General features: G+C 68.4%; 23 protein-coding genes. 13 read left to right on the top strand and 10 right to left on the bottom strand.

What is annotated here, in order from left to right; translation table 11 throughout:
* Positions 1 to 27 precede the first annotated feature (27 nt).
* The 4 genes from ACM9LZ_RS14505 to ACM9LZ_RS14490 form a co-directional block, all read right to left on the bottom strand.
* Positions 28 to 399: a hotdog family protein gene (locus ACM9LZ_RS14505; protein ID WP_416620201.1), complete on the bottom strand. Its 372-nt coding sequence runs from the start codon at positions 397 to 399 to the stop codon at positions 28 to 30.
* Positions 396 to 779 (bottom strand): MaoC family dehydratase, encoded by a 384-nt coding sequence (locus ACM9LZ_RS14500; protein WP_416620200.1) that lies wholly within the window; start codon positions 777 to 779, stop codon positions 396 to 398. Before ACM9LZ_RS14500 ends, ACM9LZ_RS14505 begins: the two co-directional genes overlap by 4 nt.
* Before the next feature lie 84 nt (positions 780 to 863).
* Complete coding sequence (locus ACM9LZ_RS14495) at positions 864 to 2,348, bottom strand: AMP-binding protein (RefSeq protein WP_416620199.1); 1,485 nt, start codon at positions 2,346 to 2,348, stop codon at positions 864 to 866.
* The gene (locus tag ACM9LZ_RS14490; protein WP_416620198.1) at positions 2,345 to 2,974 is read right to left on the bottom strand and encodes a TetR/AcrR family transcriptional regulator; all 630 of its coding nucleotides are present in this window, start codon (positions 2,972 to 2,974) and stop codon (positions 2,345 to 2,347) included. The genes ACM9LZ_RS14495 and ACM9LZ_RS14490 overlap by 4 nt, the downstream gene beginning before the upstream one ends.
* Before the next feature lie 192 nt (positions 2,975 to 3,166).
* On the opposite strand from ACM9LZ_RS14490, the gene ACM9LZ_RS14485 reads away from it, so the two are divergent.
* From ACM9LZ_RS14485 to ACM9LZ_RS14475, 3 genes are all read left to right on the top strand, one after another.
* A complete protein-coding gene (locus ACM9LZ_RS14485; protein ID WP_416620197.1) occupies positions 3,167 to 4,048 on the top strand; it encodes an alpha/beta fold hydrolase in 882 nt (293 codons plus the stop codon).
* 26 nt (positions 4,049 to 4,074) lie between these two features.
* Positions 4,075 to 6,294, top strand: a complete 2,220-nt coding sequence (locus ACM9LZ_RS14480; RefSeq protein ID WP_416620196.1) for a TonB-dependent receptor — start codon at positions 4,075 to 4,077, stop codon at positions 6,292 to 6,294.
* Positions 6,295 to 6,592: 298 nt separating this feature from the next.
* Positions 6,593 to 7,867 (top strand): spinster family MFS transporter, encoded by a 1,275-nt coding sequence (locus ACM9LZ_RS14475; protein ID WP_416620195.1) that lies wholly within the window; start codon positions 6,593 to 6,595, stop codon positions 7,865 to 7,867.
* Positions 7,868 to 7,990: 123 nt separating this feature from the next.
* Here the strand turns inward: ACM9LZ_RS14475 and cysE are convergent, their stop codons facing one another.
* The gene (cysE, locus tag ACM9LZ_RS14470) at positions 7,991 to 8,845 is read right to left on the bottom strand and encodes a serine O-acetyltransferase (protein WP_416620194.1); all 855 of its coding nucleotides are present in this window, start codon (positions 8,843 to 8,845) and stop codon (positions 7,991 to 7,993) included.
* A gap of 180 nt (positions 8,846 to 9,025) precedes the next feature.
* On the opposite strand from cysE, the gene ACM9LZ_RS14465 reads away from it, so the two are divergent.
* Both ACM9LZ_RS14465 and ACM9LZ_RS14460 read left to right on the top strand, forming a co-directional pair.
* On the top strand, positions 9,026 to 9,436 hold the full coding sequence (locus ACM9LZ_RS14465; protein WP_416620193.1) for an acyl-CoA thioesterase: 411 nt from the start codon (positions 9,026 to 9,028) through the stop codon (positions 9,434 to 9,436).
* Between the two features lie 2 nt (positions 9,437 to 9,438).
* Positions 9,439 to 10,332, top strand: coding sequence for a pirin family protein (locus tag ACM9LZ_RS14460; protein ID WP_416620192.1), 894 nt, complete (start codon positions 9,439 to 9,441; stop codon positions 10,330 to 10,332).
* Positions 10,333 to 10,361: 29 nt separating this feature from the next.
* On the opposite strand, the gene ACM9LZ_RS14455 is transcribed toward ACM9LZ_RS14460, so the two are convergent.
* From ACM9LZ_RS14455 to araD, 5 genes are all read right to left on the bottom strand, one after another.
* The gene (locus ACM9LZ_RS14455) at positions 10,362 to 11,117 is read right to left on the bottom strand and encodes an SDR family NAD(P)-dependent oxidoreductase (RefSeq protein ID WP_416620191.1); all 756 of its coding nucleotides are present in this window, start codon (positions 11,115 to 11,117) and stop codon (positions 10,362 to 10,364) included.
* Complete coding sequence (locus ACM9LZ_RS14450) at positions 11,114 to 11,992, bottom strand: SMP-30/gluconolactonase/LRE family protein (RefSeq protein WP_416620190.1); 879 nt, start codon at positions 11,990 to 11,992, stop codon at positions 11,114 to 11,116. The genes ACM9LZ_RS14455 and ACM9LZ_RS14450 overlap by 4 nt, the downstream gene beginning before the upstream one ends.
* A complete protein-coding gene (locus tag ACM9LZ_RS14445; protein ID WP_416620189.1) occupies positions 11,992 to 12,873 on the bottom strand; it encodes an aldose 1-epimerase in 882 nt (293 codons plus the stop codon). The genes ACM9LZ_RS14450 and ACM9LZ_RS14445 overlap by 1 nt, the downstream gene beginning before the upstream one ends.
* 130 nt (positions 12,874 to 13,003) lie before the next feature.
* Positions 13,004 to 13,807, bottom strand: coding sequence for an HpcH/HpaI aldolase family protein (locus ACM9LZ_RS14440; RefSeq protein WP_416620188.1), 804 nt, complete (start codon positions 13,805 to 13,807; stop codon positions 13,004 to 13,006).
* A 9-nt stretch (positions 13,808 to 13,816) separates the two neighbouring features.
* On the bottom strand, positions 13,817 to 15,559 hold the full coding sequence (gene araD, locus ACM9LZ_RS14435; RefSeq protein WP_416620187.1) for an L-arabinonate dehydratase: 1,743 nt from the start codon (positions 15,557 to 15,559) through the stop codon (positions 13,817 to 13,819).
* 185 nt (positions 15,560 to 15,744) lie between these two features.
* On the opposite strand from araD, the gene ACM9LZ_RS14430 reads away from it, so the two are divergent.
* The 8 genes from ACM9LZ_RS14430 to ACM9LZ_RS14395 all read left to right on the top strand — a co-directional run bounded on the left by ACM9LZ_RS14430 (position 15,745) and on the right by ACM9LZ_RS14395 (position 24,988).
* On the top strand, positions 15,745 to 16,032 hold the full coding sequence (locus ACM9LZ_RS14430) for a UxaA family hydrolase (protein WP_416620186.1): 288 nt from the start codon (positions 15,745 to 15,747) through the stop codon (positions 16,030 to 16,032).
* Between the two features lie 13 nt (positions 16,033 to 16,045).
* On the top strand, positions 16,046 to 17,221 hold the full coding sequence (locus tag ACM9LZ_RS14425; RefSeq protein WP_416620185.1) for a UxaA family hydrolase: 1,176 nt from the start codon (positions 16,046 to 16,048) through the stop codon (positions 17,219 to 17,221).
* Positions 17,218 to 18,222: an Ldh family oxidoreductase gene (locus tag ACM9LZ_RS14420; RefSeq protein WP_416620184.1), complete on the top strand. Its 1,005-nt coding sequence runs from the start codon at positions 17,218 to 17,220 to the stop codon at positions 18,220 to 18,222. Before ACM9LZ_RS14425 ends, ACM9LZ_RS14420 begins: the two co-directional genes overlap by 4 nt.
* A gap of 135 nt (positions 18,223 to 18,357) precedes the next feature.
* A complete protein-coding gene (locus ACM9LZ_RS14415; RefSeq protein WP_416620183.1) occupies positions 18,358 to 19,284 on the top strand; it encodes a hydroxyacid dehydrogenase in 927 nt (308 codons plus the stop codon).
* Positions 19,281 to 20,309, top strand: coding sequence for a YeiH family protein (locus tag ACM9LZ_RS14410; RefSeq protein WP_416620182.1), 1,029 nt, complete (start codon positions 19,281 to 19,283; stop codon positions 20,307 to 20,309). Before ACM9LZ_RS14415 ends, ACM9LZ_RS14410 begins: the two co-directional genes overlap by 4 nt.
* A gap of 97 nt (positions 20,310 to 20,406) precedes the next feature.
* Positions 20,407 to 21,774, top strand: a complete 1,368-nt coding sequence (locus ACM9LZ_RS14405) for a spinster family MFS transporter (protein WP_416620270.1) — start codon at positions 20,407 to 20,409, stop codon at positions 21,772 to 21,774.
* A gap of 110 nt (positions 21,775 to 21,884) precedes the next feature.
* Positions 21,885 to 23,402, top strand: a complete 1,518-nt coding sequence (gene glpK, locus ACM9LZ_RS14400; RefSeq protein ID WP_416620181.1) for a glycerol kinase GlpK — start codon at positions 21,885 to 21,887, stop codon at positions 23,400 to 23,402.
* Positions 23,399 to 24,988: a glycerol-3-phosphate dehydrogenase/oxidase gene (locus tag ACM9LZ_RS14395; RefSeq protein WP_416620180.1), complete on the top strand. Its 1,590-nt coding sequence runs from the start codon at positions 23,399 to 23,401 to the stop codon at positions 24,986 to 24,988. The genes glpK and ACM9LZ_RS14395 overlap by 4 nt, the downstream gene beginning before the upstream one ends.
* Positions 24,989 to 24,991 lie beyond the last annotated feature (3 nt).

Below are 24,991 nucleotides of genomic sequence, written 5' to 3'. Positions count from 1 at the left end.
GGCAAGGGGGCCGTCACCAGCCCCCCCTTACCAACCCTTGTCCGCCACATCCTCCACATAGACCAGGGCGCGCCCTTCCGCCAGCAGGGCCCCGTCCGGCCCGTGACAGGTGGTTTCCAGGTCCACCAGGTGCTTGTCGGACCGGATGCGGGTGACGGTGACCCGCGCCGTCAATGCCTGGTCCAGCGGTGCCGGGCACAGGAAGCGCGTCTGCTGCTTCAGATAATTGGTCCCCCGCCCCGGCACCCGGACCCCCAGCAGATAGGAGAACAGGGCCCCCACCAGGGGTTCCGGCACCTGGCCCGCCGGCAGGGGCGCCCCGCCCAGCGACAGATAATCGGCCACATCCTGCTGCGTGAAGGCGCGCGTCACGCTGGCCTCATCCCCGATGCGGATCATGCGGCACCGTCCATCTCGAAAAACCCCTCGCAGGTGACCGTGCCGTCTGTCAGCCGCTCCGCCTTCACCGCCACGCGGGTCATGGCGTTCCCGCCCCCGCCCTCCGTCACCATGGCGGAAAACCGCATGGGCTCCCCGGCATAGGTGGGGGCCGGGAACCGTACATCCTGGCCCGCCAGCCCCGCCCCCGGCCGCAGCCGCCCGGCCAGCCCACGCAGGATGGAACAGAGATGCAACCCATGGGCCACCGTGCGGCCGAACCGGGTGCGGGCAGCAAAGGCCGGGTCCACATGGATGGGATTGTCATCGCCCGACAACAGGGCGAACAGGTCGAATTCCGCCTGGGTCAGGCTGCACTCGATGCTGGCATGGTCCGGCACGGGTCATCTTCCTCGATCGGGGGGGGGGGACGGTAATGGAAAGGCACGCGCCATCGCGCGCGAGGCGGCGGCGGCGGGACACCCTTACAACCGGTGCTTCTGCACCTTGCCGGACGCGGTGCGCGGAAAATCGGCAACGGTGATGAACCGCTTGGGCACCTTGAAGGGCGCCAGCCTGTCGCGGCAGAACGCTGCCAGTTCGTCGGCCGGGGGCAGGTCCAGGCCGGGGCGGGGCAGGATATGGGCATGGCCCACCTCTCCCCATTTCCCGTCCGGTACGCCAATGACGGCGGCCTCCAGGATGGCGGGGTGCTGCGCCAGCACATTCTCAACCTCCGCCGGATAGACATTCTCCCCGCCGGAGATGAACATCTCCTTGATCCGGCCCACGACATAGTAATAGCCGTCGGCGTCGCACCGGGCGATGTCGCCCGACCGCAGCCAGCCGTCGGCCGAGAAGGCGGCGGCCGTGGCATCGGGCCGGTTCCAGTATCCCGGCGTGATGCCGGGACCACCGAACCACAGTTCTCCCGCCGCGCCCGGCGCCACATCGCGCCCGTCGGCCCCGACGATGCGCACACCGCACAGCATCTGCGGCTTGCCCACCGACCCGATCTTCTCCGCCACGCGGTTGGGGTCCATGATGAAGGCCGTCGGTCCCGTTTCCGTCATGCCCATGCCGTTGCACACGCGCACGCCGCGTTCCAGGAAGCGGCGTACCAGCACGTCGGGCAAGGGCGCGCCGCCGCAACCCCAGGACCGCAGCCGCGTCAGGTCCACCTGGCCGAAACGCGGGTGCAGGGACAGCATCTGATAGATGGCGGGCACGCCGAAGATGGCGTCCAGCCGGCCGGCCGCCACCAGATCCATCATCACGTCGGCATCGAAGCCCGGCATGATCAGCACCCGCCCGCCCGCGATCAGGGTGGGCAGGGTATGCAGATTGATGCCGGCCGTGTGGAACAGCGGCAGGAAATTCAGCGTCGTGTCACGGCCCGTCAGGCCGATGGCCTGGGAGATGTTGACATAATTCACCATGGCCATGGTGAAGCTGTAGATGACGGCCTTGGGCCGGCCCGTGGTGCCGGAGGTATAGAGCAGGTACCAGATGCCGCCGGCCGGCCACTGGCGGCGGCAGAGGCCGGGGGGGCTGGCATCGCGCCGGGCCGGATAATCGCCATCCAGCGCCAGCGATGCCGGCACGGCATCGGCCAACTGGCCGGCCACGGCAGCATCCTCCGCGCCGAACAGCAGCAGGCCCGGCGTGCAATCGGCCAGCAGGGGCCGGATTTCCGCCGCCGGCATGCGCCAGTTCAATGGCACCAGGATGGCGCCCGTCTTGGCACAGGCGAACAGCAGTTCAAAAAACTCGATGCGGTTGCGGCACAGGATGGCGACCCGGTCCCCTTCCCCCACCCCCATGGCGGCCAGCAGGCCGGCGGCCCGCGCCGCCCGTTCCTCCAGCACGGCATAGGTGACGGTGCGGCCCGTCGCCACCTCCTCCATGGCGATGTCGCCGCCGTTCAGTTCGGCACGCCTGGCCGTGATGTCGAACAGGCAGGGGATCATGACGACCCCTCCGGCTTCGCGGCCGGCGACAGGCCATAGGTGATCAGTTCGGCCGCCGCCGTGGCGATCTCGGCTGCGGGCTGGTCGTCGCTCCACACGGCATAGCGCAGGCCCAGGAAGACACTCATGCCGATCAGGGCCCAGGCGCGCTCCTCCTCATGCCCGGGCCGGATCTCGCCCCTTTCGGCGGCCTGCGCCAGGTTGCGGCGGTAAGCGGCCGCGAAAACCTTGTAATAATTGAGATAGGCATCCTCGGCGACGAACTGCGCCTCCATGACGATGCGATACAGGTCCTTGTGTTCGCGCACGAACTCGATGAAGGCCTCCAGGCCCAGCCGCTCGGCCGTCAGCCGGTCGGTGCTGCCCGTCACGCGCTCGGCAATATGCTGGCGGGTCAGGCGGCCCATATCATCGACCAGCGCCCGGAACACCTGCTCCTTGCTGTCGAAATAGGTATAGAAGGTGCCGAGCGCCGCCCCCGCCCGCTGGGTGATGCCGCTGATCGACGCCTCGTGATAGCCGCGCTCGCCGAATTCCGCCGCCGCCGCATCCAGCAGCCTGCGCAATGTCCGCTTGCCTCTTTCGGTGCGCGGGGCCTTGGACGTTGCCGTCTCTTCGCCGCTCATGATTTCCTCCCTGGCTTCAACTTGAATATTGACTCAGGTTTCGATTTGCCGCAAGCATGGGCATAACGCCGGACGGGAGATCGTTGCGATCCCCCCAGAACGAACCGCCCCTTCATGACCGATCCGATCGGTGGAGGGCAGGGAAAAATGAACGGCGCGGGAAGGAACGCATTCAAGGGGACGTGTCGGCGCATGCCGTATCTGCTTGCCACCGATGGGGCGCGGATCGCCTATGACGATGTGGGGGAAGGACGCCCGCTGCTGCTGGTCCATGGCTGGGCCACGCATGCCGGCTTCTTCGCGCCCCAGATCGACGGGCTGGCCGGACAGTTCCGCCTGATCGCCGTCGACCTGCGCGGCCATGGCCGTTCGCGGCCGGCGACCGGTGCGCTGACCATCGAACGGCTGGCGCGTGACATCATCGAACTGGCCGCCGGGCTGGATCTGCGCGACCTGCTGGTCGTGGGCTGGTCCATGGGCGCCATGGTGCTGTGGCGCGCGCTGCTGGACGGGCTGAGGGACCGGGTGGCCGGCATGGTGGTCATCGACATGACCCCGCGCGTCATCAATGGCGATGGCTGGACCCACGGCCTGCGCGGCAGCCATCCGGGGCGCTCCGCCCAGGTGACGCTGGCCGGCATGTCGGCCAACTGGCCCGCCATCGGCCCCCGCGTCGCCGCCCGCATCTTCGCGGAGGGGCGGGAGGTGGAACAGGCCATCCTGCGCCGCTGGGCCGCCACGGAGGTTGCCGCCAGCGACCCGGCCGCGATGGCCAGCCTCTGGGGCTCGATGATCGCCCAGGATTTCCGCGCCGCATTGCCGGCCCTGGCCCTGCCCGTGCTGATCACGCATGGCCACCTGTCGCGGCTTTATTCCGACGCCACGGCACGGGCGCTGGCCGCGCTGCTGGCCCACGCCGTCACCGTGGGTTTCGACCGGTCCGGGCACGCCCCGCACCTGGAGGAGCCGGCGCTTTTCAACAGCACCCTGATCCAGTTCGCCGCAGCCCTGCCCCCGCCGGAAAGCGACGACCCACCAAACCCCGGCGGCACCCGCCCCGCCGGGGTCCAATGAAGTCAATGAAAATGAAAGGGAGAACCATGAAGTCGTTCGGTAAGTCCGCATCCGCCCTGCTTTGCGCCGGCACCGCGCTGGCCACCCTGCCCCTGCTGTCCCTGCCGGCCATGGCGCAGGCGCAGAGCCAGGAGACCGCCGGCGAATTCACCCTGGGCGAAATCGTCGTGACGGCGCGGCGCCGCGCGGAAAGCCTGCGCGACGTCCCCGTCTCCATCTCCGCCTTCACGGCCGAGCAGATGGAGATGCAGGGCACGCCCGACATCACCTCGCTGACCAAGACGACCCCGAACCTGACCATGCAGGTGGCGCGCGGTTCCAACTCCACGCTCATCGCCTTCATCCGCGGCGTGGGCCAGCAGGACCCGCTTTGGGGCTTCGAGCCGGGCGTGGGCCTTTATGTGGACGATGTCTACATCGCCCGCCCGCAGGGCGCCGTGCTGGACATCTTCGATATCGAGCGGATCGAGGTGCTGCGCGGTCCGCAGGGCACGCTCTATGGCCGCAACACCATCGGCGGCGCCGTCAAGTACGTGACGCGGCGCATCGATGACGAGCCGCATATGAAGGTGAAGGCGCAGGTCGGCTCCTACAAGCAGACCGACCTGATCATCTCCGGTTCTTCCCCCGTGACCGAGACGGTGGGCGTGTCGGGCGCCGTTGCGCTCTACCGCCGCGACGGTTATGGCAAGAACCTGACCACGGGCAAGGAGCATTACGACAAGGACGTGTCCGCCGGCCGTCTGTCGGTGGAATTCAAGCCCAACGAAGATCTGTTCATCCGCGTGGCGGCCGACAAGACCGTCGATGACAGCAATCCCCGCCATGGCTACCGCCTGCTGCCGACGGCTGGCTTCCCCGTGCTGGACAGCGTCTATGACACGCAGGCCGGCCTGACGGGCAAGCAGAAGGTGAAGAACCAGGGCGTCTCGGGCATCATCGAATACCGGACCAGCGACAGCGTGACGCTGAAATCCATCACCGCCTATCGCGACGGCCGGTCCGACACGGTCATCGATTTCGACAATCTGCCGGGCAAGATCCTGGACATCCCCGCCTATTACGAGGATGACCAGTTCAGCCAGGAGCTTCAGCTTGTCTATGAGGGCGAGCGCCTGAAGGGTGTCGCCGGCCTCTATTACATGGATGCCCATGCCGAGGGGGCCTTCGACACGATCGTCGGCCTGGCCAACCTGACCACGCTGACCGCCGGTGCCGTCGACACCAAGAGCTACGCGGCCTTTGCCGATTTCACCTATGAGATCACCGACCAGTTCAAGGCATCGGTCGGCGCGCGCTACACCTCAGACAAGAAGACGGGCTCCGTCTACCGCGTCAATTACGACGGGCTGACCAGCCCGCTGTTCGGCGGCACGCCGCGCAACCCGACCCTGATCCGGTCTGACTATACCAACAGCCGCACCTTCGACGAGTTCACACCGCGCGTCAGCCTGACCTATCAGCCCGACCGTGACTTCACGCTCTACGCCTCCTACAGCCGGGGGTTCAAGTCGGGCGGGTTCGACATGCGCGGCGACGCCATCCTGACCCCGGACACCGTCAACGGCTACAATCCCGAACTGGTGGACAGCTACGAGATCGGGTCCAAGTCCCGCTTCTGGGATGGCCGCGCCACCCTGAACCTGGCCGCCTTCTATTCCGACTACAAGGGCCAGCAGGTGACGACGCAGGTGCCGGCCGGCGCCAGCATCGCCAGCTTCGTGGACAATGTCGGTTCCTCCAGCATCAAGGGCCTGGAGGCCGAGGGCATGCTGGCCGTGACGGACAACCTGACCGCCAATGTCGTGGTCGGCTATATCAGCGCGGAATTCGACACGTTCCTGCGCTACAATCTCGCCACCGGGCAATATGACAATATTGCCAACCAGGCCGTGTTCCAGAACACGCCGAAATGGACCGCCAGCTTCGGCCTGACCTATACCCACGACATGGGCGATGCCGGGCTGCTGACGCTGACGGGGGCCGCCGCCCACCGTTCCGCCTTCTCGATGTTCGAGTTCCCCAACCCGGCGCTGGACCAGGACGGCTACACGCTGTTCGACCTGTCGGCCGTCTGGACGGCGGCCAGCGACAACTGGTCCGTCGGCGTGCATGGCAAGAACCTGGGCAACAAGAAGTACCGCGTCGGCGGCTACAATTTCCCGGGCGCCCTCTTCGCGGACAGCATCATCGGCTATTACGGCCCGCCGCGCACCGTCACGGCCACGGTCGAATACCGGTTCTGATCCCCGCCAGGGAACCGGCGGGCCGGATTTTTCCACCCGCCGGCCCGCTTCGCCGAGTGACTTTCATTATAATACCATCTATAAGGGTGCCACGCGCCGACGGGGTGTGGCACCCTCTTCTACCAAATGGCGACAAGTAGACCTTATCGCCATTTGGTACGGCGGCGACTGCCGCCGCGCCGCTTCGGCGGCGTAGCCAGGCCAACACTTGTTGGCGCCGGGAATTGAGGGCACTGATCAGAACCAACAGGTTCTGATCAGTGCAAAACGGTATCAGAAAAAGCAGAACAGGCGGAACATGGCAGGGAACGCGAGTGAAACGGGCAACCAGGGTTACCGTACCTATGTGCTGTTCGTCCTGATCCTGGTCTATATCTTCAACTTCATCGACCGGCAGATCCTGGGCATCCTGGCCCCGTCCATCAAGGCGGAACTGAACCTGTCCGACAGCGACCTGGGCTGGCTGGGCGGCTGGGCCTTCGCCCTGTTCTACACGCTGATGGGTGTGCCCATCGCCATGCTGGCCGACCGGTACAGCCGCACCTGGATCATCACCGTCTCGCTGGCGGTGTGGAGCGGCTTCACGGCCCTGTGCGGCACGGCCAACGGCTTCTGGCAGTTGTTCCTCTACCGGCTGGGTGTCGGTGTGGGCGAGGCGGGGGGCGTGGCCCCGGCCTATTCCCTGATTTCCGATTACTTCCCGCCCCACACCCGCGCGCGGGCGCTGGCCGCCTACAGCTTCGGCATCCCGATCGGCATGGGTCTGGGGGTGCTGGGCGGCGGGCTGATCGCGCATCAGATCGGCTGGCGCTGGGCCTTCATCATCTGCGGCCTGGTGGGGCTGCTGCTGGCCCCCCTGCTGAAGCTGACGGTGCGCGAGCCGGTGCGCGGCGGGCTGGACAATGTCGTGGCCAAGCCGAAGCCGGCCAGCCTGGGACAGGTGATCGCCACCTTGAAGACCAAGCCGTCCTTCTGGCTGCTGGCCTTCGGGGCCTCCAGTTCCTCCATCATGGGCTATGGGCTGGCCTTCTGGCTACCGTCCTTCTTCCAGCGCAGCCACGGCATGTCGCTGGTGGACACGACCCTGTTCTTCAGCGCCATCATCTTCATCGGCGGGCTGGCCGGCATCTGGCTGGGCGGCTGGCTGGGGGACCGGCTGGGCGCGGGAAACAAGGCCAATTACGCCCGCCTGCCGGCGGTGGCGTTCCTGATTTCCCTGCCCTTCTTCTTCATCGGGGTGAATGTCTCGTCCCAGACCCTGATGTTCTTCACCTTCATCGTGCCGCAGGCCCTGTCCCTGCTCTGGGCCGGGCCGGTGCTGTCCAGCGTGCAGCATCTGGTGGCGCCCAGCATGCGGGCCACCGCCTCGGCCATCTTCCTGTTCATCAACAACCTGATCGGGATCGGCTTCGGCACCTGGTTCCTGGGCGTGCTGTCCGACGTGCTGCGGGCCGAATACGGCCAGGACAGCCTGCGCTATTCCATCCTCTATTGCCTGGGCTTCTACCTGATCGCGGCCATCCTGCTGCTGCTGGCGTCCCGCCGGCTGGACCGCGACTGGCACCGCGGCTAGAACGGCTTTCAGTCAGCGGGAACACGCCCGCGGGAGGCCAACCCCACGCATGTGGGCGCCGACGCTTGAGGTGCCGGAAACCTTGACCATCGGTCAAGGTTTCCGGCCGCTGTCAGGGTGGTATCAGATATCGGCGCCGGCATCCTTGTAGTCGGCGAACACATGGTCCATGACGCGGGCGGGGTTGGCACAGCCAGCCTCGCCGATCACCTTGGCCGGGACCCCGGCCACGGTGACGCCGGGCGGCACGCTGCGCAGCACGACCGATCCCGCCCCCACACGCGCGCAGTCACCGACATGGATATTGCCCAGCACCTTGGCGTTGGCGCCCAGCAGCACGCCCGACCCGATCTTGGGATGGCGGTCGCCCAGATCCTTGCCGTTGCCGCCCAGATTGACGCCGTGCAGCATGGAGACATTGTCGCCGACCACGGCCGTTTCCCCCACCACCACGCCCGTGGCATGGTCGATCATGACGCCGCGGCCGAAACGGGCGGCGGGGTGGATATCCACCCCGAACACCACCGACGACCGGCTTTGCAGGTAAAGCGCCAGGTCGCGGCGGCCCATATGCCAAAGCCGGTGGGCCATGCGGTGGGTTTCCAGCGCCTGATATCCCTTGAAATACAGCACCGGCTCGATATGGCGGTAGCAAGCGGGGTCACGGTCCAGCACGGCGGCGATGTCGGCCCGGAAGGCCTGGCCCAGTTCCGGCTCGGCATTCAGCGCGTCGGAAAAGGCCTGGACCAGCAATTCGCCCTGCACGTCGGGATGGGCCAGCCGGGCGGCCACCCGGTGGATCACGGCGGCTTCCAGCGAGGGCTGGTTCAGGATGGCGCCATAGAACAGGGCGGCCAGCAACGGTTCATCCGCCACGGCCTGCGCGGCTTCCGTGCGCAGGCCGGCCCAGATCGGGTCCAGGTTGGCCAGCGCCTGGGACTGGGGGGCCTGCGAATAGGAGGAAGGACGCGCTGACATGGGTCGGCCTCGTTGCTTCGGAAAGGACTATTTGACCATGCGCCGCCCCCTGTGCAAGTGACAACGCCCGCAGCCGGACACATGGGTGCCCCGCCAAACCGTGCGGCTTGACCGTCGACAGGGCCGCCGGGTCCGTGCATCATGCTGTTTTCCAAACAGAAAAACCAACAGCAGGGCGGGATGACGGGAGAACAGAAGGTCACGGACGGATGTCCCACGGAACCGGCGGTGCGCACCATCGCCATGCCGGCCGACACCAATCCGTCCGGTGATATTTTCGGCGGCTGGCTGATGGCGCAGATGGATCTTGCCGCCGGGAATGCCGCCGCCCGCCGGGCCCGCGGCCGATGCGCCACCGTGGCGGTGGACGGGATGGTGTTCCACCGGCCCGTCTTCGTCGGCGACGAGGTCAGCCTTTATGCCAGCATCGACAGCATCGGCCGCACCTCCATGAAGATCCATGTGGAGGCCTGGCGCCGGTCACGCAAGGATGAGCATCGTTTCAAGGTGACGGAGGCCCTGTTCACCTTCGTGGCCATCGATGACCATGGCCGCCCCCGCGCCATACCCCCCGAGGAGCAGGAGGAATGAGGATGAGTGTGTCGCCCGACAGCCCCATCGAACTGGTGGTCGTGCCCAAGAGCCATGATGTCGGCGGGTTCGAGGTGCGCCGCGCCCTGCCCACGGCGAAGCGCCGCATGGTCGGGCCCTTCATCTTCTGGGACCAGATGGGCCCCGGCTTCCTGCCGGCCGGCACGGGGCTGGATGTCCGCCCGCACCCGCATATCGGCCTGTCCACCGTCACCTATCTGACGGAGGGCGAGATCATGCATCGCGACAGCCTGGGCAGCGTGCAGGCCATCCGCCCCGGTGCCGTCAACTGGATGACGGCGGGGCGCGGCATCGCGCATTCCGAACGGACCGAGGCCGGACTTCGGGCCCATGGCAACCATCTGGCCGGCTTCCAGAGCTGGGTGGCACTGCCGCAGCGGTTCGAGGAGATCGACCCCGGCTTCGTGCATTATCCCAGCGACGGGCTGCCCATCATCAGTGACCATGGCGTCTGGATGCGCCTGATCGCAGGCGAACTGTTCGGGGAGACCTCCCCCGTCCGCACCCTGTCGGAAACCATCTATCTGGAAATCCTGCTGGATGCGGGCGCGCGGCTGGAAATTCCGGCCAGCCACCCCGAACGGGCGCTGTACCTGGCCGATGGCCGTGTGGACATCGCGGGCGACATCCACATGGCAGAGGGTGGGGCCGGCCAGTTGCTGGTGCTGCGCGAAGGCGACGCCCTGACCGTGAGGGCCGAATGCCGCACCCGCCTGCTGCTGCTGGGCGGGGAGCCGATGGACGGGTCGCGCTATATCTGGTGGAACTTCGTCTCCAGTTCCAAGGAACGGATCGAGGACGCCAAAGCCGATTGGCGCAACGGTCGTTTCGCAGCCGTACCGGGGGAGACGGAGTTCATTCCGCTTCCGGAATAAACCCTGCCACCCCATGATGGCCGATGTTATCAGTTCTGGGTCAGCCCGGCATCGACGATGAAGTTGGCGCCGGTGCAGCCCGCACTTTCATCGGAGGCCACGAACAGGGCCATGCGGGCCACATGCCCGGCCGTCAGGCGGAATTTGAGCGCCTGGAGATCGATGAATTGCTGGTTCAGTTCCGGTGTCAGCCACAGGGCCGCCTGCCGGTCGGTCAGGATGGCCCCCGGCACGATGCAGTTCACCCGGACCCCGCCCGGCCCGTATTCGCGGGCCAGCGTGCGGGTCAGGCCGTTGATGGCCGCCTTGGCGGTGGTATAGCTGACCATGCCGGGCCGGCCGCGCATCCAGGAGATGCTGCCCAGCATGATGATGGCCCCGGCCCCGCGCGCCATCATGGCGGGGGCTACGGCCTGGCTGGCGAAGAACTGGTGGTCCAGGTTCAGCGCCAGCATGCGCCGCCAGCTCTCCGGCTCCACCCCGTCCACCGTCTGGCGATCGTCCTTGCCGGCATTGTTGACCAGCACGTCGATGCCACCCGCCGCCGCTTCGGTATCGGCGATGGCCGCGCGCAGGGCGGCGATGTCGGTCACGTCGCAGGGCACGAAACGGGCACCGGTACGCGCCGCCATGGCCGTGCCCGCCGCCGCGTCGATATCGATGAAGCTGACGCGGGCCTGCTGGGCGGCGAACGCCTCCACCATGGCGGCCCCGATGCCGGAGGCCCCGCCGGTGATCAGGACGGACCGGCCTTCCAGGCTGGGATAACGGGCAACGGCGCTCATGGCAGGCTCTCCGGATTGCAGGGCGGGCTGGGCAGGCCGGCGACATCGACCGGCATGGCAAACAGGGCACCGTCCAACGGACCGTCCAGCCCCGCCCCGACACTGGTGACATAAAGGGTCCTGCGGTCGGGCCCGCCGAAACAGGGCATGGTCGGGCACCGCGCGGGCAGCCTGTATTCGGCCATCAGCCGGCCGTCGGGATCGTATCGCTGCACCCTTCCGCCGGCAAACAGCGCCGTCCAGTAACAGCCATCCTCGTCCACGGCCGCCCCGTCGGGCCGGCCGCGGTCGCTGGCCGACGGGTCCAGTTGCGCGAACAGACGCTTGCCCGCCACCGCACCGCTATCCGGGTCGTAATCATAGGCATGCACGGCGAAGCGTGGCGTGTCGGCATGGTACAGGGTGCGGCCATCGGGGGAGAAGGCCAGCCCGTTGGAGGTGAGCAGCCCGCCGAACAGAAGGCGCAGCCCCGTCTTCTCCAACCGGTATAGCGCGCCGCGGGAACCGGATTTCGGCTCGTCGATGCTGCCGATCACCAGATGCCCGGACGGATCGACCCGTCCGTCGTTGAAACGGGTATCGGCCGGGTCGGTGGGGTTTACCGCCAGCAGGCCGGTGGAAGTAGCGTCGGGTCCCAGCCGGAAAATCCCGGTGCGCAGGCCTGCGACATGGCCGCCGCCGGCCAGCGGCACGGCGCAGCCGACATGTTCGGGCAGACCCAGGCTGCGCACCGTCCCGTCGTCCGGACGATAAAGGTGCAGGCACCGGCCCAGGATATCGACGAAGGACAGGATGCCGGCCGCATCGTCCCAGACCGGGCTTTCACCCAGGGCGCAGCGCAGGGGCAGGACGGGGGTGAATGCATCATGATGCATCAGATCGGCTCCGCAAGGATGCTGATGGTGCCGGACAGGGCGGCACCGGGGGCCAGGATGGCCATGGGCGGCAGTTCCGGCTGATTGATGGCGTTGGCGCCATGGGTGACCGGTTCCAGCCCGAAGAAATCGCGGGCCGTCGGGGTAAAGACGCGCAGCGTGCCGAACAGCCTGTCGGCCCGCAGGCTGACCAGCAGGCCGGGCGCCAGACCCGTGACATGGGCGATGCCGGCCCAGCCGGGAAAATCCCCGTCCAGCACGCTGTCATCCAGCAGCCGACCGTGGCGGAAATCCGGATCGGGCGGCATGCTGACGCTGGCCGGCAGCCCATCGGGTCCCGGCCGCCAGTGCGACAGGGCTGAAAAGCGCAGCATGGCGCCCGGCACGCGCCGGAAATTCGGGTGCAGCCCCATGCCGGCCGGGGCCATGCCGGCACTGTCATTGACCAGCCGCATGCCCACATCCAGCCCCGCCGGCGTCAGGCGGTATTCCAGCCCGGCCGTGAAGGCGAAGGGCCAGTCGCCCTCCGCCGCGGGGATATGGGCCAGCGTCAGCGACAGATGCGCCGGCCCGCTTTCCACCAGTGTCCAGGCGCGCTGCCAGCCCGATCCGTGCAGGGCGTGCGGCCCCAGATCCGGGAAATTGGGCCGTATCCGGTGCCAGCGGCCGGCGAACAGGAAACGGCCATCGGCAATGCGGTTGGCGAAGGGCAGCATGGGATAGCCACCCGTCAGCCGCACCTGCCCCCCCGCCAGCGCCGCCGGCGTGGCGGGCCGCAGGATGTCGCCGCCGGCATGCGTGAAGGACAGGATCGATGCGCCCAGGCCCGGCGCGATCACGGCGCGCAGGGCACCGGCGGCCAGGGAAATGGGATCGGACATGGCGGTCGCCTCCTGGCGGGAACGGCTGGCGGATGCCAGATCAGACGACAACGTAACGCTGAAGCGGTTCCCGGCTGACCGAAAACCGCTCCGGCAGCACGGCCACAGCGCCGCTCATATACCGCGCTCCTCAATAAGGGCCGGCCGCCACCGGCGCTTCCGCCGCCTGTCCGCGCAGTGCGGCCTGCCATTCCACGGCGCGGCCCGTCATCATGGCGATGTCCGACGCCACGGCCGCGAAACTGTAACCGTAATCGATGAACCGGCCCACCATCTCCGGGTTGGGGCCGACGATGCCGATGGGCTTGCCGGCGGCACGGGTCAGGGCGGCGGCCCGCGCGATCATGGCCTGAACGTCGGGATGGCCCACCTGTCCGATCAGGCCCATGGCGGCCGACAGGTCGCCCGGCCCCAGGAACAGCGCATCCACGCCGGGCACACAAGCCATCTCCCCGGCACGCTCGACCGCCTGCGGCGTTTCCATCTGTACGATGACGGCCACCTCCGCATTGGCGCGGGTCAGATAGTCGGGCACCCGCCCATAGCGGGAACCGCGATGCACGGCCGCCACCCCCCGCACCCCGTCGGGCGGGTAGCGGGTATAGGATACCGCGGCCTGCGCCTCCTCCACCGTTTCCACGAACGGGAACATCAGTGTGCGGGCGCCGGCATCCATGACGCGCTTGACCAGCACCTGGTCGTTCCAGGCCAGCCGCACGATGGCGCTGGCCGGCGTGCATTCGATGGCGCGCAGGATATTGGCCAGGTCCGGCATCTCGATGGGCACATGCTCCATATCGACGACCAGGAAATCGAAGCCGCAATGGCCAAGCGCTTCCGCGGTGCTGGGGGCGCCCGACATCAGCCAGGTGCCGGTCAGCAGGCGGGACGTATCGGCCAGCCGCGGCTTCAGCGGGTTCAGGGGGACAGGCATATCGGTTCCTCAATAGATCGGCGGTTCCGGCACTGTCGCCGTGCCGGCCAGGAAGTCGAAGTCACAGCCCTGCGGCGCCTGGGTGACATGGGCGCGGTAAAGGGCGGCATAGGACCGTTCATAGGGGCTGGCCGGCGGGGTCCAGGCGGTCCGGCGCGCTTGCAGTTCCGCCTCGTCGACCAGCATGTCCAGCCGGCCGGCGGCCGCGTCCAGCCGGATCAGATCGCCCGTGCGCACCAGGGCCAGCGGACCACCGACCGCCGCCTCCGGCGCTGCATGCACGATGCAGGCACCGTAATGCGTGCCCGACATGCGGGCATCGGAAATGCGGACCATGTCGCGCACGCCCCGGGCCAGGAGCTTCTTGGGAATGGGCAGGTTGCCCCATTCCGGCATGCCGGGCGCCCCCACGGGCCCACCATTGCGCAGGATGATGACGCTGTCGGCATCGACATCCAGGTCCGGATCGTCGATGGCGGCCAGCATGTCGGCATTGCTGTCGAACACCAGGGCCCGGCCCGTATGCGACAGCAGCCGCGGATCGGCGGCGCTGGATTTCATCACGGCCCCGTCGGGGCACAGATTGCCGCGCAGCAGGGCCAGCGTCGCGCCGCGGGCCAGCGGCACGACGGGGTTGGACGGGTCGCGGATGATCTCGTCATCGTGACAGACGGAATCGGCAATATTCTCCCCCAGGGTGCGGCCCGTCACGGTCAGGCAATCCGGCCGCAGATGGTCCCGCAGCTTGGCCAGCAGCGCGCACAGGCCGCCCGCGAAGAAGAAATCCTCCATCAGCGCGTTGCCCGACGGGAACAGGTTGGCACAGACCGGAATGCGGCGGGCGGCGGCGGCCAGATCATCCAGCGACAGGTCCACCCCGGCCCGCCCCGCCATGGCGACCAGATGGATGGCGGCATTCGTCGATCCGCCCAGCGCCATATAGGCGACCACCCCGTTCAGGAAGGCGTCGCGCGTCAGGATCTTCGCCGGCGTCAGGTCCTCGTCCACCATGGCCACGATGCGTTCGCCGCACAGGCTGGCCATGCGGCGATGGCCGCTGTCGATGGCGGGAATGGACGAGGCGCCGGGCAATGTCAGGCCCATGGCGTCGACGATGCCCGTCATGGTCGACGCCGTGCCCATGGTATTGCAGGTGCCGATGGACCGCGTCATCCGCGATTCCAGGTCCAGCCAGTCGGCGGGGCCGATCGTGCCGGCCCGCAATTCATCCCAGTATTTCTTGGTATGGGTGCCGGCCCCGGTCTTGGTGCCCCGCCACTGGCCGTTTGCCATGGGACCCGCTGGGCAATAGATCGCAGGCAGCCCGGCGCTGATCGCCCCCATCAGCAGGCCCGGCGTGGACTTGTCGCAGCCCCCCAGCAGCACGGCCCCGTCGATGGGATGGGACCGCAGCAGTTCTTCCGTCTCCATCGCCAGGAAATTGCGGTAGAGCATGGTGGTGGGCTTCACCATCACCTCGCCCACGCTGAGCGCCGGCAGTTCCACGGGATAGCCGCCGGCCCGCAGCACACCGCGTTTCACCGCCTCGGCCACGTCGCGCAGATGGATGTGACAGGGACTCATCTCACTCCAGGTGTTCACGATGGCGATCACCGGGCGGTCCATGAACTCTTCCCGCCGTAATCCCATCTGCTGGGTGCGCTGGCGGTGCGCAAAGCCGCGCATGTCGCCCGAGGCGAACCAGCGGGCGCTGCGCAGGGGGCGTTTCCGGTCGGATGGCGGGTTGGACATGTCACCTGCTCTTATATAAGACCGCTGACATGAATGGCCCTTTCAAACGTAAAGTCAATGCAAAAATCGGCAGAATACCGCCATTCCTGAAAATCATCAAAAAGCCCGCTTGCCAAGCGTTCGGCAATCTGCACATATGTGTCTTATATAAGACTTCAGACTTGCCTAGAACGAGGGAGGCTCCTGTGGACGCACCACATCTTTTGGTCCATGACCGGCGCGACAATGTCGGCGTCGTCGTCGTGGAGGGGTTGGAGGCCGGCACCGACATGCTGTGCGTCGTGACGGAGGATAACAGCGAGTTCCGGATGACCGTCAGCCAGCCCGTCCAGATCGGCCACAAGGTCGCGCTGCGCGACTTCGCGGCGGGCGACACGGTCATCAAGTACGGGGAGGATATCGGCAAGGTCGTGCAGCCGATCGGGAAGGGCGCCCACGTCCACACCCACAATCTCAAGACGAAGCGCTGGTAAGGGGACGGGGATCATGGGCTATTCCGATCGTAAAATCTGGGGCTATCGCCGCGAGAACGGGCGCGTCGGCGTGCGCAATCACGTTGCCATCCTGCCGCTGGACGACATCTCGAACGCCGCCTGCGAGGCCGTTGCCGCCCACATCCAGGGCACCATCGCGCTGCCGCATTCCTATGGCCGCCTGCAGTTCGGCGCCGACCTGGACCTGCATTTCCGCACCATCATCGGCACGGGCGCCAACCCCAACGTGGCCGCCTGCATCGTGATCGGCATCGAGGAGGGCTGGACCCAGAAGGTGGTCGAGGGCATCGCCGCCACGGGCAAGCCGGTCGCGGGTTTCTGGATCGAGGGCAATGGCGATATCGCCACCGTCGCCGCCGCATCGAGGAAGGCCAAGGAATTTTCCCAATGGGCGTCGGAACTGGTGCGCACCGAATGCCCCCTCACCGATGTCTGGGTGGCCGCCAAGTGCGGGGAGAGTGACACGACGACGGGCCTGGCCTCCTGCCCCACCGTCGGCAACATGTATGACAAGCTGGTGGAGCTGGGGCTTTATGGCTGCTTCGGCGAGACGTCCGAACTGACGGGGGCCGAGCATCTGGCCGCCGCCCGCGCCGCCGATGCCGACGTGGCGGCCAAATTCATGAAGACCTGGCAATCCTACCAGGACGACGTGATCGAGGCGCACAAGACCTCCGACCTGTCCGACAGCCAGCCGACCAAGGGCAACATCGCCGGCGGCCTGACGACGATCGAGGAAAAGGCGCTGGGCAACCTGGAGAAGATCGGCAAGAAGACGTCGTTCATCGACGTGCTGGAACCGGCGGAAGCGCCGGCCCGCGGCCCCGGTCTTTATTTCATGGACACATCGTCGGCTGCTGCGGAATGCTGCACGCTTCAGGCGGCCGCCGGCTATGTCGTGCATTGCTTCCCCACGGGGCAGGGCAACGTCATCGGCAACCCGATCATGCCCGTCATCAAGATCACCGGTAACCCGCGTACCGTGCGCCTGATGAGCGAGCATGTGGATGTCGACGTGTCCGGCATCGTCCGCCGCGACATGACCATCGACCAGGCCGGCGACGCCCTGATCGACATGATCGCCCGCACGGCCAACGGCCGCCTGACGGCGGCAGAGGCACTGGGCCACAGGGAGTTCGTCATGACCAAGCTGTACCGGTCCGCATGAGCATGGTTGCCATCACACTGGCAGAGGCCGTGGCACTGGCGGAGGGGGCGCTGATCGCCAGCGGCGTCTCCCCCGCCAATGCGGCCGCCACCGCCGCCGCCCTGGTGGCGGCGGAGGTGGATGGGCAGGCGGGCCATGGGCTGTCCCGCGTCCCGTCCTATGCGCTGCACGCGCGGGTGGGCAAGGTGGCGGGCCATGCGGTGCCCGCCGCCGCACCGGCCGGTGATGCCGGGCTCCGCATCGATGCGGCCAACGGCTTTGCCTACCCCGCCATCGACCTGGCCATCGAACGGCTGGTGCCCCTGGCGGCCAGGACCGGCGTGGCCGCCGCCGCCATCCACCGTTCCCACCATTTCGGCCAGGCCGGCCGGCATGTGGAACGGCTGGCCGATGCGGGTCTGGTGGCGCTGGCCTTCGCCAACACACCCGCCGCCATGGCCCTGCCGGGCGGGCGGCGGTCGCTGATGGGAACCAACCCCGTCGCCTTCGCCGCCCCCCTGCCCGGCCGCGCCCCGCTGGTCATCGACATGGCCCTGTCGGTGGCGGCGCGTGGCAAGATCATGGCCGCGTCGAAGGCCGGCAAGCCCATTCCCGAAGGCTGGGCGCTGGATGCGCAGGGTGATCCCACCACCGACGCCAAGGCGGCGCTGGGCGGATCGCTGCTGCCCATCGGCGGTGCCAAGGGCGCGGCCCTGGCCCTGATGGTGGAGGTGATCTGTGCTGCCCTGGTCGGCGGCAATTTCGGCTGGAACGCCAGCGGCTTCTTTGATGGGGAGGGCGGACCGCCCGACCTGGGGCAGTTGCTGGTCGTGCTGGATCCCGGCCGCTTCGGTGGCGGGGACTATGCCGGACGGATGGCGCACATGCTGGCCGTCGTGGATGGCGAGGCACCCGCCCGCCTGCCGGGGGACCGCAGGCTGGCGCTGCGGCGGAAGGCGGCGGCCGAAGGGCTGAACATCCCCGAAGCGCTGCATGCGGAAATACTGGGGCTGACGGGCTGATACCCGCTTTGCGTTGAGTGGAACTCAACGCAAAGCGGGTACGGCGGCGCGCCCCACAGGGCCTTGCCCGCGCATGTGGAAAAGGCCCTGCGGGGGCGATGTTCACGGACATCCACACTTCAAACGGGAACCATCATGCCCGAGATCGTCATCACCGAGTTCATGGACGAGGCCGCCATCGCCGCCGTGCTGGGCGGCCGTGACGTGCTTTACGATCCCCGGCTGGTGGACCAGCCGGAAAGGCTGGCCGCCGCCATCGCCGATGCACGCGCCCTGATCGTGCGCAACAGGACCCAGGTGCGCCAGGATCTGCTGGACAAGGCGCCGGGGCTGAAGGTCGTGGGCCGGCTGGGCGTGGGGCTGGACAATATCGACACGGCCGCCTGCGCCGCGCGCAATGTGAAGGTCCGGCCCGCCACGGGCGCCAACGACCTGGCCGTGGCCGAATATGTCGTCACGGCCGCGCTGATGCTGCTGCGCCGGTCCTGGTTCGCGTCGGCCTGCGTGGCCGACGGGTCCTGGCCGCGCATGGACCTGATCGGGCGCGAGGCGGCGGGCAAGCGCCTGGGTCTGGTGGGCTATGGCGCCATCGCCCGGCTGACGGCACAGAAGGCGCGCGCGCTGGGCTTTTCGGTCGCGGCCTACGACCCGCACCTGCCCGAACGCCATCCGGCCTGGGTGCAGGTGGAACGCCAGTCGCTGGAAGCGCTGCTGGAAACGGCCGACGTGGTCAGCCTGCATGTGCCGCTGACACCGGCCACCACGGGCATGATCGACGGTCCCGCCATCGCGCGCATGAAGAAGGACGCCATCCTGATCAATGCGGCGCGCGGCGGGGTGGTGGACGAGCCGGCCCTTTGCGCTGCGCTGCGGGCCGGCGGGCTGGGCGGGGCCGCGCTGGACGTCTTCGCCACCGAGCCGGTGACGGCGGCCTCGGGCGCATTGTTCCGCGACGTGCCGAACCTGATCCTGACCCCGCATATCGCCGGCGTGACGGATGAAAGCAATGCGCGGGTCAGCGAGGTGACGGCCCGCGCCGTACTGGAAGAACTGGAGGCATGATGGCCCCGGCCGCCGCCTGCGTGAAGGACCGGCTGGACAGGGCGCGCACGGCAATGCCCGGCCTGGTGGCCACCATGGTGGTGGCGCTGGCGGCGACCTATCTGTCCGACCATTACAATGCCCCTTCCATGGTCTTCGCCCTGCTGCTGGGCATGGCGCTGAACAGCCTGCCGGGGGAACCGCGCTACGCGCCCGGCATCGCGCTGTCGGCCCGCACGCTGCTGCGGTTGTCGGTGGCGTTGCTGGGCCTGCGCATCACCTTCGCGCAGATCGGTGAACTGGGCTGGTCCACCGCCGCCATGGTCGCCTGCGCCGTGCCGCTGACCATCGGCTTCGGCTGGCTGGTGGCGCGGGTCACGGGCATCGGGACGCGGTTCGGCGTGCTGTCGGGCGGGGCCGTGGGCATTTGCGGCGCCTCCGCCGCCATGGCCATCGCCGCCGCCTGGCCGCGCAAGGATGCCGAGCGCGACACCGTCGTCGTGATCGCCTGCGTCACCACCCTGTCCACCCTGGCCATGCTGGCCTATCCGGCCATCGGCGGCTGGCTGGGGCTGGACGCGCAGGCGGCGGGCCGCTTCTTCGGCGGGTCCATCCATGACGTGGCGCAGGTGGTGGGCGCCGGCTACAGCCAGTCCCCGCAGGCCGGCGACACGGCGACGGTGGTGAAGCTGATGCGGGTTGCCATGCTGCTGCCCGTCGTCGTGGCCATCACCGTGCTGGCCACCCGGCGGCGGGCCACGGCGGGTACGGGCGACGGGGAAGCCAGGGTGACACCCCTTCCCGGCTTCCTGATCGCCTTCGTCCTGCTGGCCGGCGTCAACGGCATGGGCTGGGTGCCGGGCCCCGTGGCGACCGGCCTGTCGGAACTGTCGCGCTGGCTGCTGCTGATCTCGGTCGCAGCCCTGGGCATGAAGACATCGGCGCGCGACATCATGGCGGTGGGCCGCGCCGCCATCACCCTGGTCGTGGCGGAAACCCTGTTCATCGCCCTGTTCGTCCTGGCCTGGATCGAGATGGGCGGATAACGCCGGCAGGGGGAAAGCCCGCCGGTTCACGTGAAGGCGGCCGGAAAACCGGCCCCGGCAGTTGGAAAGAATAGTGGGAGGAGATGTTGTGCAGACCATGCAAGCCGGGGCCGGCAAGGCCCCAAGCGCCGCGGGGGGACCGTCTCCCGTTCCCGCCGTTCCGCCCGTCAGCGACGGTTATCGCCGCTATGCGCTGTGGGTGCTGCTCATCATCTACATCCTGAATTTCCTGGACCGCCAGATCGTCGCCATCCTGGCGGAGCCCATCAAGAACGAACTGCATCTGGCCGACTGGCAGCTTGGCGTGATGACGGGGCTGGCCTTCGCCCTGTTCTACACCTTCCTGGGCATCCCCATCGCGCGGGTGGCCGAACGGGGCAACCGGCCGCTGATCATCGCGGCGGCCGTGGGCACCTGGAGCGGGTTCACCGCGCTGTGCGGCATGGCGCAGAATTTCACGCAGCTTGTCCTGTGCCGCATCGGCGTCGGCGTCGGCGAGGCCGGCTGCACGCCGCCGGCCCATTCGCTGATCAGCGATTACACCCCGCGGGAGAAGCGCGCCTCGGCCCTGGCCTTCTATTCGCTGGGCACGCCGCTGGGCGGACTTCTGGGCATGTTGCTGGGCGGGCTGATCGGCGATGCCTGGGGCTGGCGCATGGCCTTCATCGTGGCCGGCGCGCCCGGGGTGCTGATGGCCCTGGTCGCCGCCTTCACCCTGCGCGAGCCGCGGCGGCAGATGCTGGCCGCAGACCTTGCCGCGCGCCGCGCGGCGGCCCCCAGCCTGGGCGAGGCCTGGGCAGAGCTGCGGTCCAAGCGGGCCTTCTGGCTGATCGCCTTCGGCGCCGCCATCAAGGCCTTCATCGGCTATGGCGCGGCGGCCTTCCTGGCCCCCTTCTTCTTCCGCAACCACGCCGAAAGCCTGGCCGACATGGCCGACGGGTTCGGGCTTGGCATCGCGGGCTTCCTGGGCGTGGCGCTGGGCCTGATCCTGGGGCTGACGGGGGCGGTCGGCACCTGGCTGGGCGGCTTCCTGGCCGACAAGCACGGGGCGAAGGACCTGCGGGCCTATATGTCGATCCCCGCCGTCTCAACGGCCATGGGCATCCCCTTCTACATCGTCGGGCTGACGGTGGAGAATACGACGCTGGCCCTGGCCATGCTGGCCTTCCCGCCCGTGCTGAACACGCTCTGGTACGGTCCCGGCTATGCCGCCGTGCAGGGGCTGGTGCGGCCGCAGACGCGGGCGACGGCCACGGCCGTGCTGCTGTTCATCATCAACCTGATCGGTCTGGGCCTGGGACCGCTGGGCGTGGGCGCCATCTCCGACCTGCTGAGCGGGCCCATGGGCCTGGGCAGCGCGGAAGGCGTGCGCTGGTCGCTGATCCTCTTCACCCTGTTCGGCCTCGTCGCCTCCACCTTGTTCTGGATGGCCCGCAAGACGCTGCGGGAGGAAACGGTGAGCTGATTATTTTGCGCCCGCCCGCCCGGTCCCGCTTCCCTGGGGGCGGGCGGTTGCGGATAGTGTGACCATTGGCAGACCGTTCGAGAATATCCGCCGGAAAAGGAAGAAGGGCCATGTCCGACCATATCCTGGCGATCGACCAGGGCACCACGGGCACCACCGTCATCATCTTCGACCGGGAAACCCGGATCGCCGGCCGGGCCTATGCGGAGTTCACGCAGCATTACCCGCAGCCCGGCCGGGTGGAGCATGACGCGGCGGAGATCTGGCGCGTGACGCTGGACACCGCCGCCCGCGCGCTGAAGCAGGCCGGGCTGGCGCCGCGCGACCTGCGCGGCATCGGCATCACCAACCAGCGCGAGACGGTGCTGGCCTGGAACCGGCACACGGGCGAGCCGGCGCACCGCGCCATCGTCTGGCAGGACCGGCGCACCGCTGCCTTCTGCGACGAATTGCGGGCCCGCGACGGGGTCACGGCCCTGATCCGGTCCCGCACCGGGCTGGTCGTCGATCCCTATTTTTCCGGCACCAAGCTGCGCTGGCTGCTGGAAAATGTGCCCGGCCTGCGCGCCGGGGTGGAAAAGGGCGACATCCTGTTCGGCACCATCGACACATGGCTGATCTGGAACCTGACAGGGGGTGCGGCCCATGTGACCGACCCGTCCAATGCCGCCCGCACCCAGTTATTCGACATTCATGCCGGCCGCTGGGACGATGATTTGCTGGCCCTGATGGACGTGCCGGCCCGCGGCCTGCCAGTCGTGCGGCCATCATCGGCCGTGCTGGGCCATACGGCGGCGGACGGGTTCCTGGGCGTGGCCGGCATCCCCATCGCCGGGGTGGCCGGCGACCAGCAGGCGGCCCTGTTCGGCCAGGCCTGCCACGGGCCGGGGCTGGCCAAGAACACCTATGGCACGGGCTCCTTCCTGCTGATGCATACGGGGGCGGAGACGCTTCGCGATCCGGGACCGCTGCTGTCGACCGTGGCCTGGCGCATCGGCGACGAGCCGCTGGAATATGCGCTGGAGGGAGCCATCTTCGTCACGGGCGCGGCGGTACAATGGCTGCGCGACGGGCTGGGCCTGATCGCGTCTGCCGCGCAGACGGAGGAACTGGCCCGCTCCATCCCGGATAATGAGGGTGTCTATTTCGTGCCGGCGCTGACGGGGCTGGGCGCGCCGCACTGGGATCCCTATGCGCGCGGCCTGATCGCGGGCCTGACGCGCGGCACGGGCCGGGCGCATCTGGCCCGTGCCGCGCTGGAGGCCATGGCCTACCAGACAGGCGACGTGGTGCGCGCCATCGAGGCGCAGACCGGTATCACCCTGACGGAGCTGCGGGCCGATGGCGGGGCCGTGGGCAATGGTTTCCTGATGCAGTTCCAGGCCGACCTGCTGGGCGTGCCCGTGGAGGTGCCGCAGATCGCGGAGACCACAGCCCTGGGGGCCGCCTATCTGGCCGGACTGGCGACCGGCATCTGGCAGGACCGGGAGGAGATCAGGGCCACCTGGAAGCCGGCCCGCCGGTTCGAGCCGGGGATGAAGCCGGCCGAGCGCGACCGGCTCTACCGGCAATGGGCGCGGGCGGTGGATCATTCGCGCGGCTGGGCCGCGGAACAGGGGCAGGCATGACGGGCGGGCTGGATCGCGCCGCCGGCCTGGAAAGGCTGGCCGAGACGCCGGAATGGGACATCCTGGTCATCGGGGGCGGGGCGACGGGGCTGGGCACGGCCCTGGACGCGGCGGCCCGCGGATACCGCACCCTGTTGCTGGAAGCGCATGACTTCGCCAAGGGCACATCGTCGCGATCGACCAAGCTGGTGCATGGCGGCGTGCGCTATTTGGCGCAGGGCAATATCCATCTGGTCCGCCATGCCCTGCATGAACGGGGGCGGCTGCTGGCCAATGCGCCGCAGGTGACGCGGCGGCAGGGCTTCATCGTGCCCTGCTACCGCTGGTGGGACATGCTGTTCTACGGCGCGGGCCTGCTCGCCTATGACCTGCTGGCCGGCCGGCTCGGGCTGGGCCGGTCGCGCCTGCTGTCGCGCGCCCGGACGCTGGCGCGCCTGCCCATGGTCAAGCCGGACGGGCTGCGCGGCGGGGTGCTCTATTATGACGGGCAGTTCGACGATGCCCGCCTGGCGTTGTCGATCGCCGCCAGTGCGGCCGACCACGGTGCCACCCTGCTGAACCATGTCCGCGTCACGGGCCTGGTGAAGCGGGACGGCAAGGTGACCGGTGCCACGGCGCAGGATATGGAAACGGGCACCACCCACCGGATCGCCGCCAGGGCGGTGGTGAACGCCGCCGGCATCTTCATGGACGAGGTCCGCCGCATGGATCAGCCCGACATGGCCGACGGCCTGTCGCTGAGCCAGGGCGTGCATCTGGTGCTGGACCGGTCCTTTCTGGGGGGCGACGATGCCATCATGATCCCCAGGACGGCGGACGGCCGCGTGCTGTTCGTGCTGCCCTGGCTGGACCGGACCGTGGTGGGCACCACCGACACGCCCATCCCCGCCCCCAGCCTGGAACCGCATGCGCTGGAAAGCGAGATCGCCTTCCTGCTGTCCCATGCCGCCCAATACCTGACGCGCCCGCCCACGCGGGCCGATGTGCTGGCCACCTTCACGGGCATCCGGCCGCTGGTGAAGGCCAAGGGCGTGTCGGGCACGTCGGCCGTGCCGCGCGACCATGTGCTGATGCGGTCCGACAGCGGGCTGGTCACCATCACGGGCGGCAAATGGACCACCTATCGCGAGATGGCGGAACAGACGGTGGATGCCGCCGTCGCCGTCGCCGGGCTGGCCCGGCGCCCGTGCCCCACGCGCGACCTGCGCCTGCATGGCTGGGCACAGCCGGCCGATCCCGCCGATCCGCTGGCGGCCCATGGCAGCGATGCGCCCCTTGTGCGGGCCGTGCTGGCCGAACGGCCCGGCTGGGACGCACCCCTGCATCCCCGCCTGCCCTACCGGCTGGGAGAGGTGGTGTTCGCCGCCCGCCACCAGATGGCGCGCACGGTGGAGGATGTGCTGGCAAGGCGCACCCGCGCCCTGCTGCTGGATGCCCGCGCGGCGGCCGATGCCGCCCCCGCCGTCGCCACCCTGCTGGCCGCCGAACTGGGCCGCGATGCGGCATGGGAGGCGGCACAGGTGGAACAGTTCCGGGAACTGGCAGCGGCATCGGTCCTGCAAGGCGCCGTCCGGGAATTTCCCTAGAGC

Source organism: Niveispirillum fermenti (assembly GCF_048066175.1).
In the GTDB taxonomy this organism is placed as follows: domain Bacteria; phylum Pseudomonadota; class Alphaproteobacteria; order Azospirillales; family Azospirillaceae; genus Niveispirillum; species Niveispirillum fermenti.
Note: the sequence above shows the minus strand (reverse complement) of the source record. Positions and strands in the feature narration are given on the sequence as shown.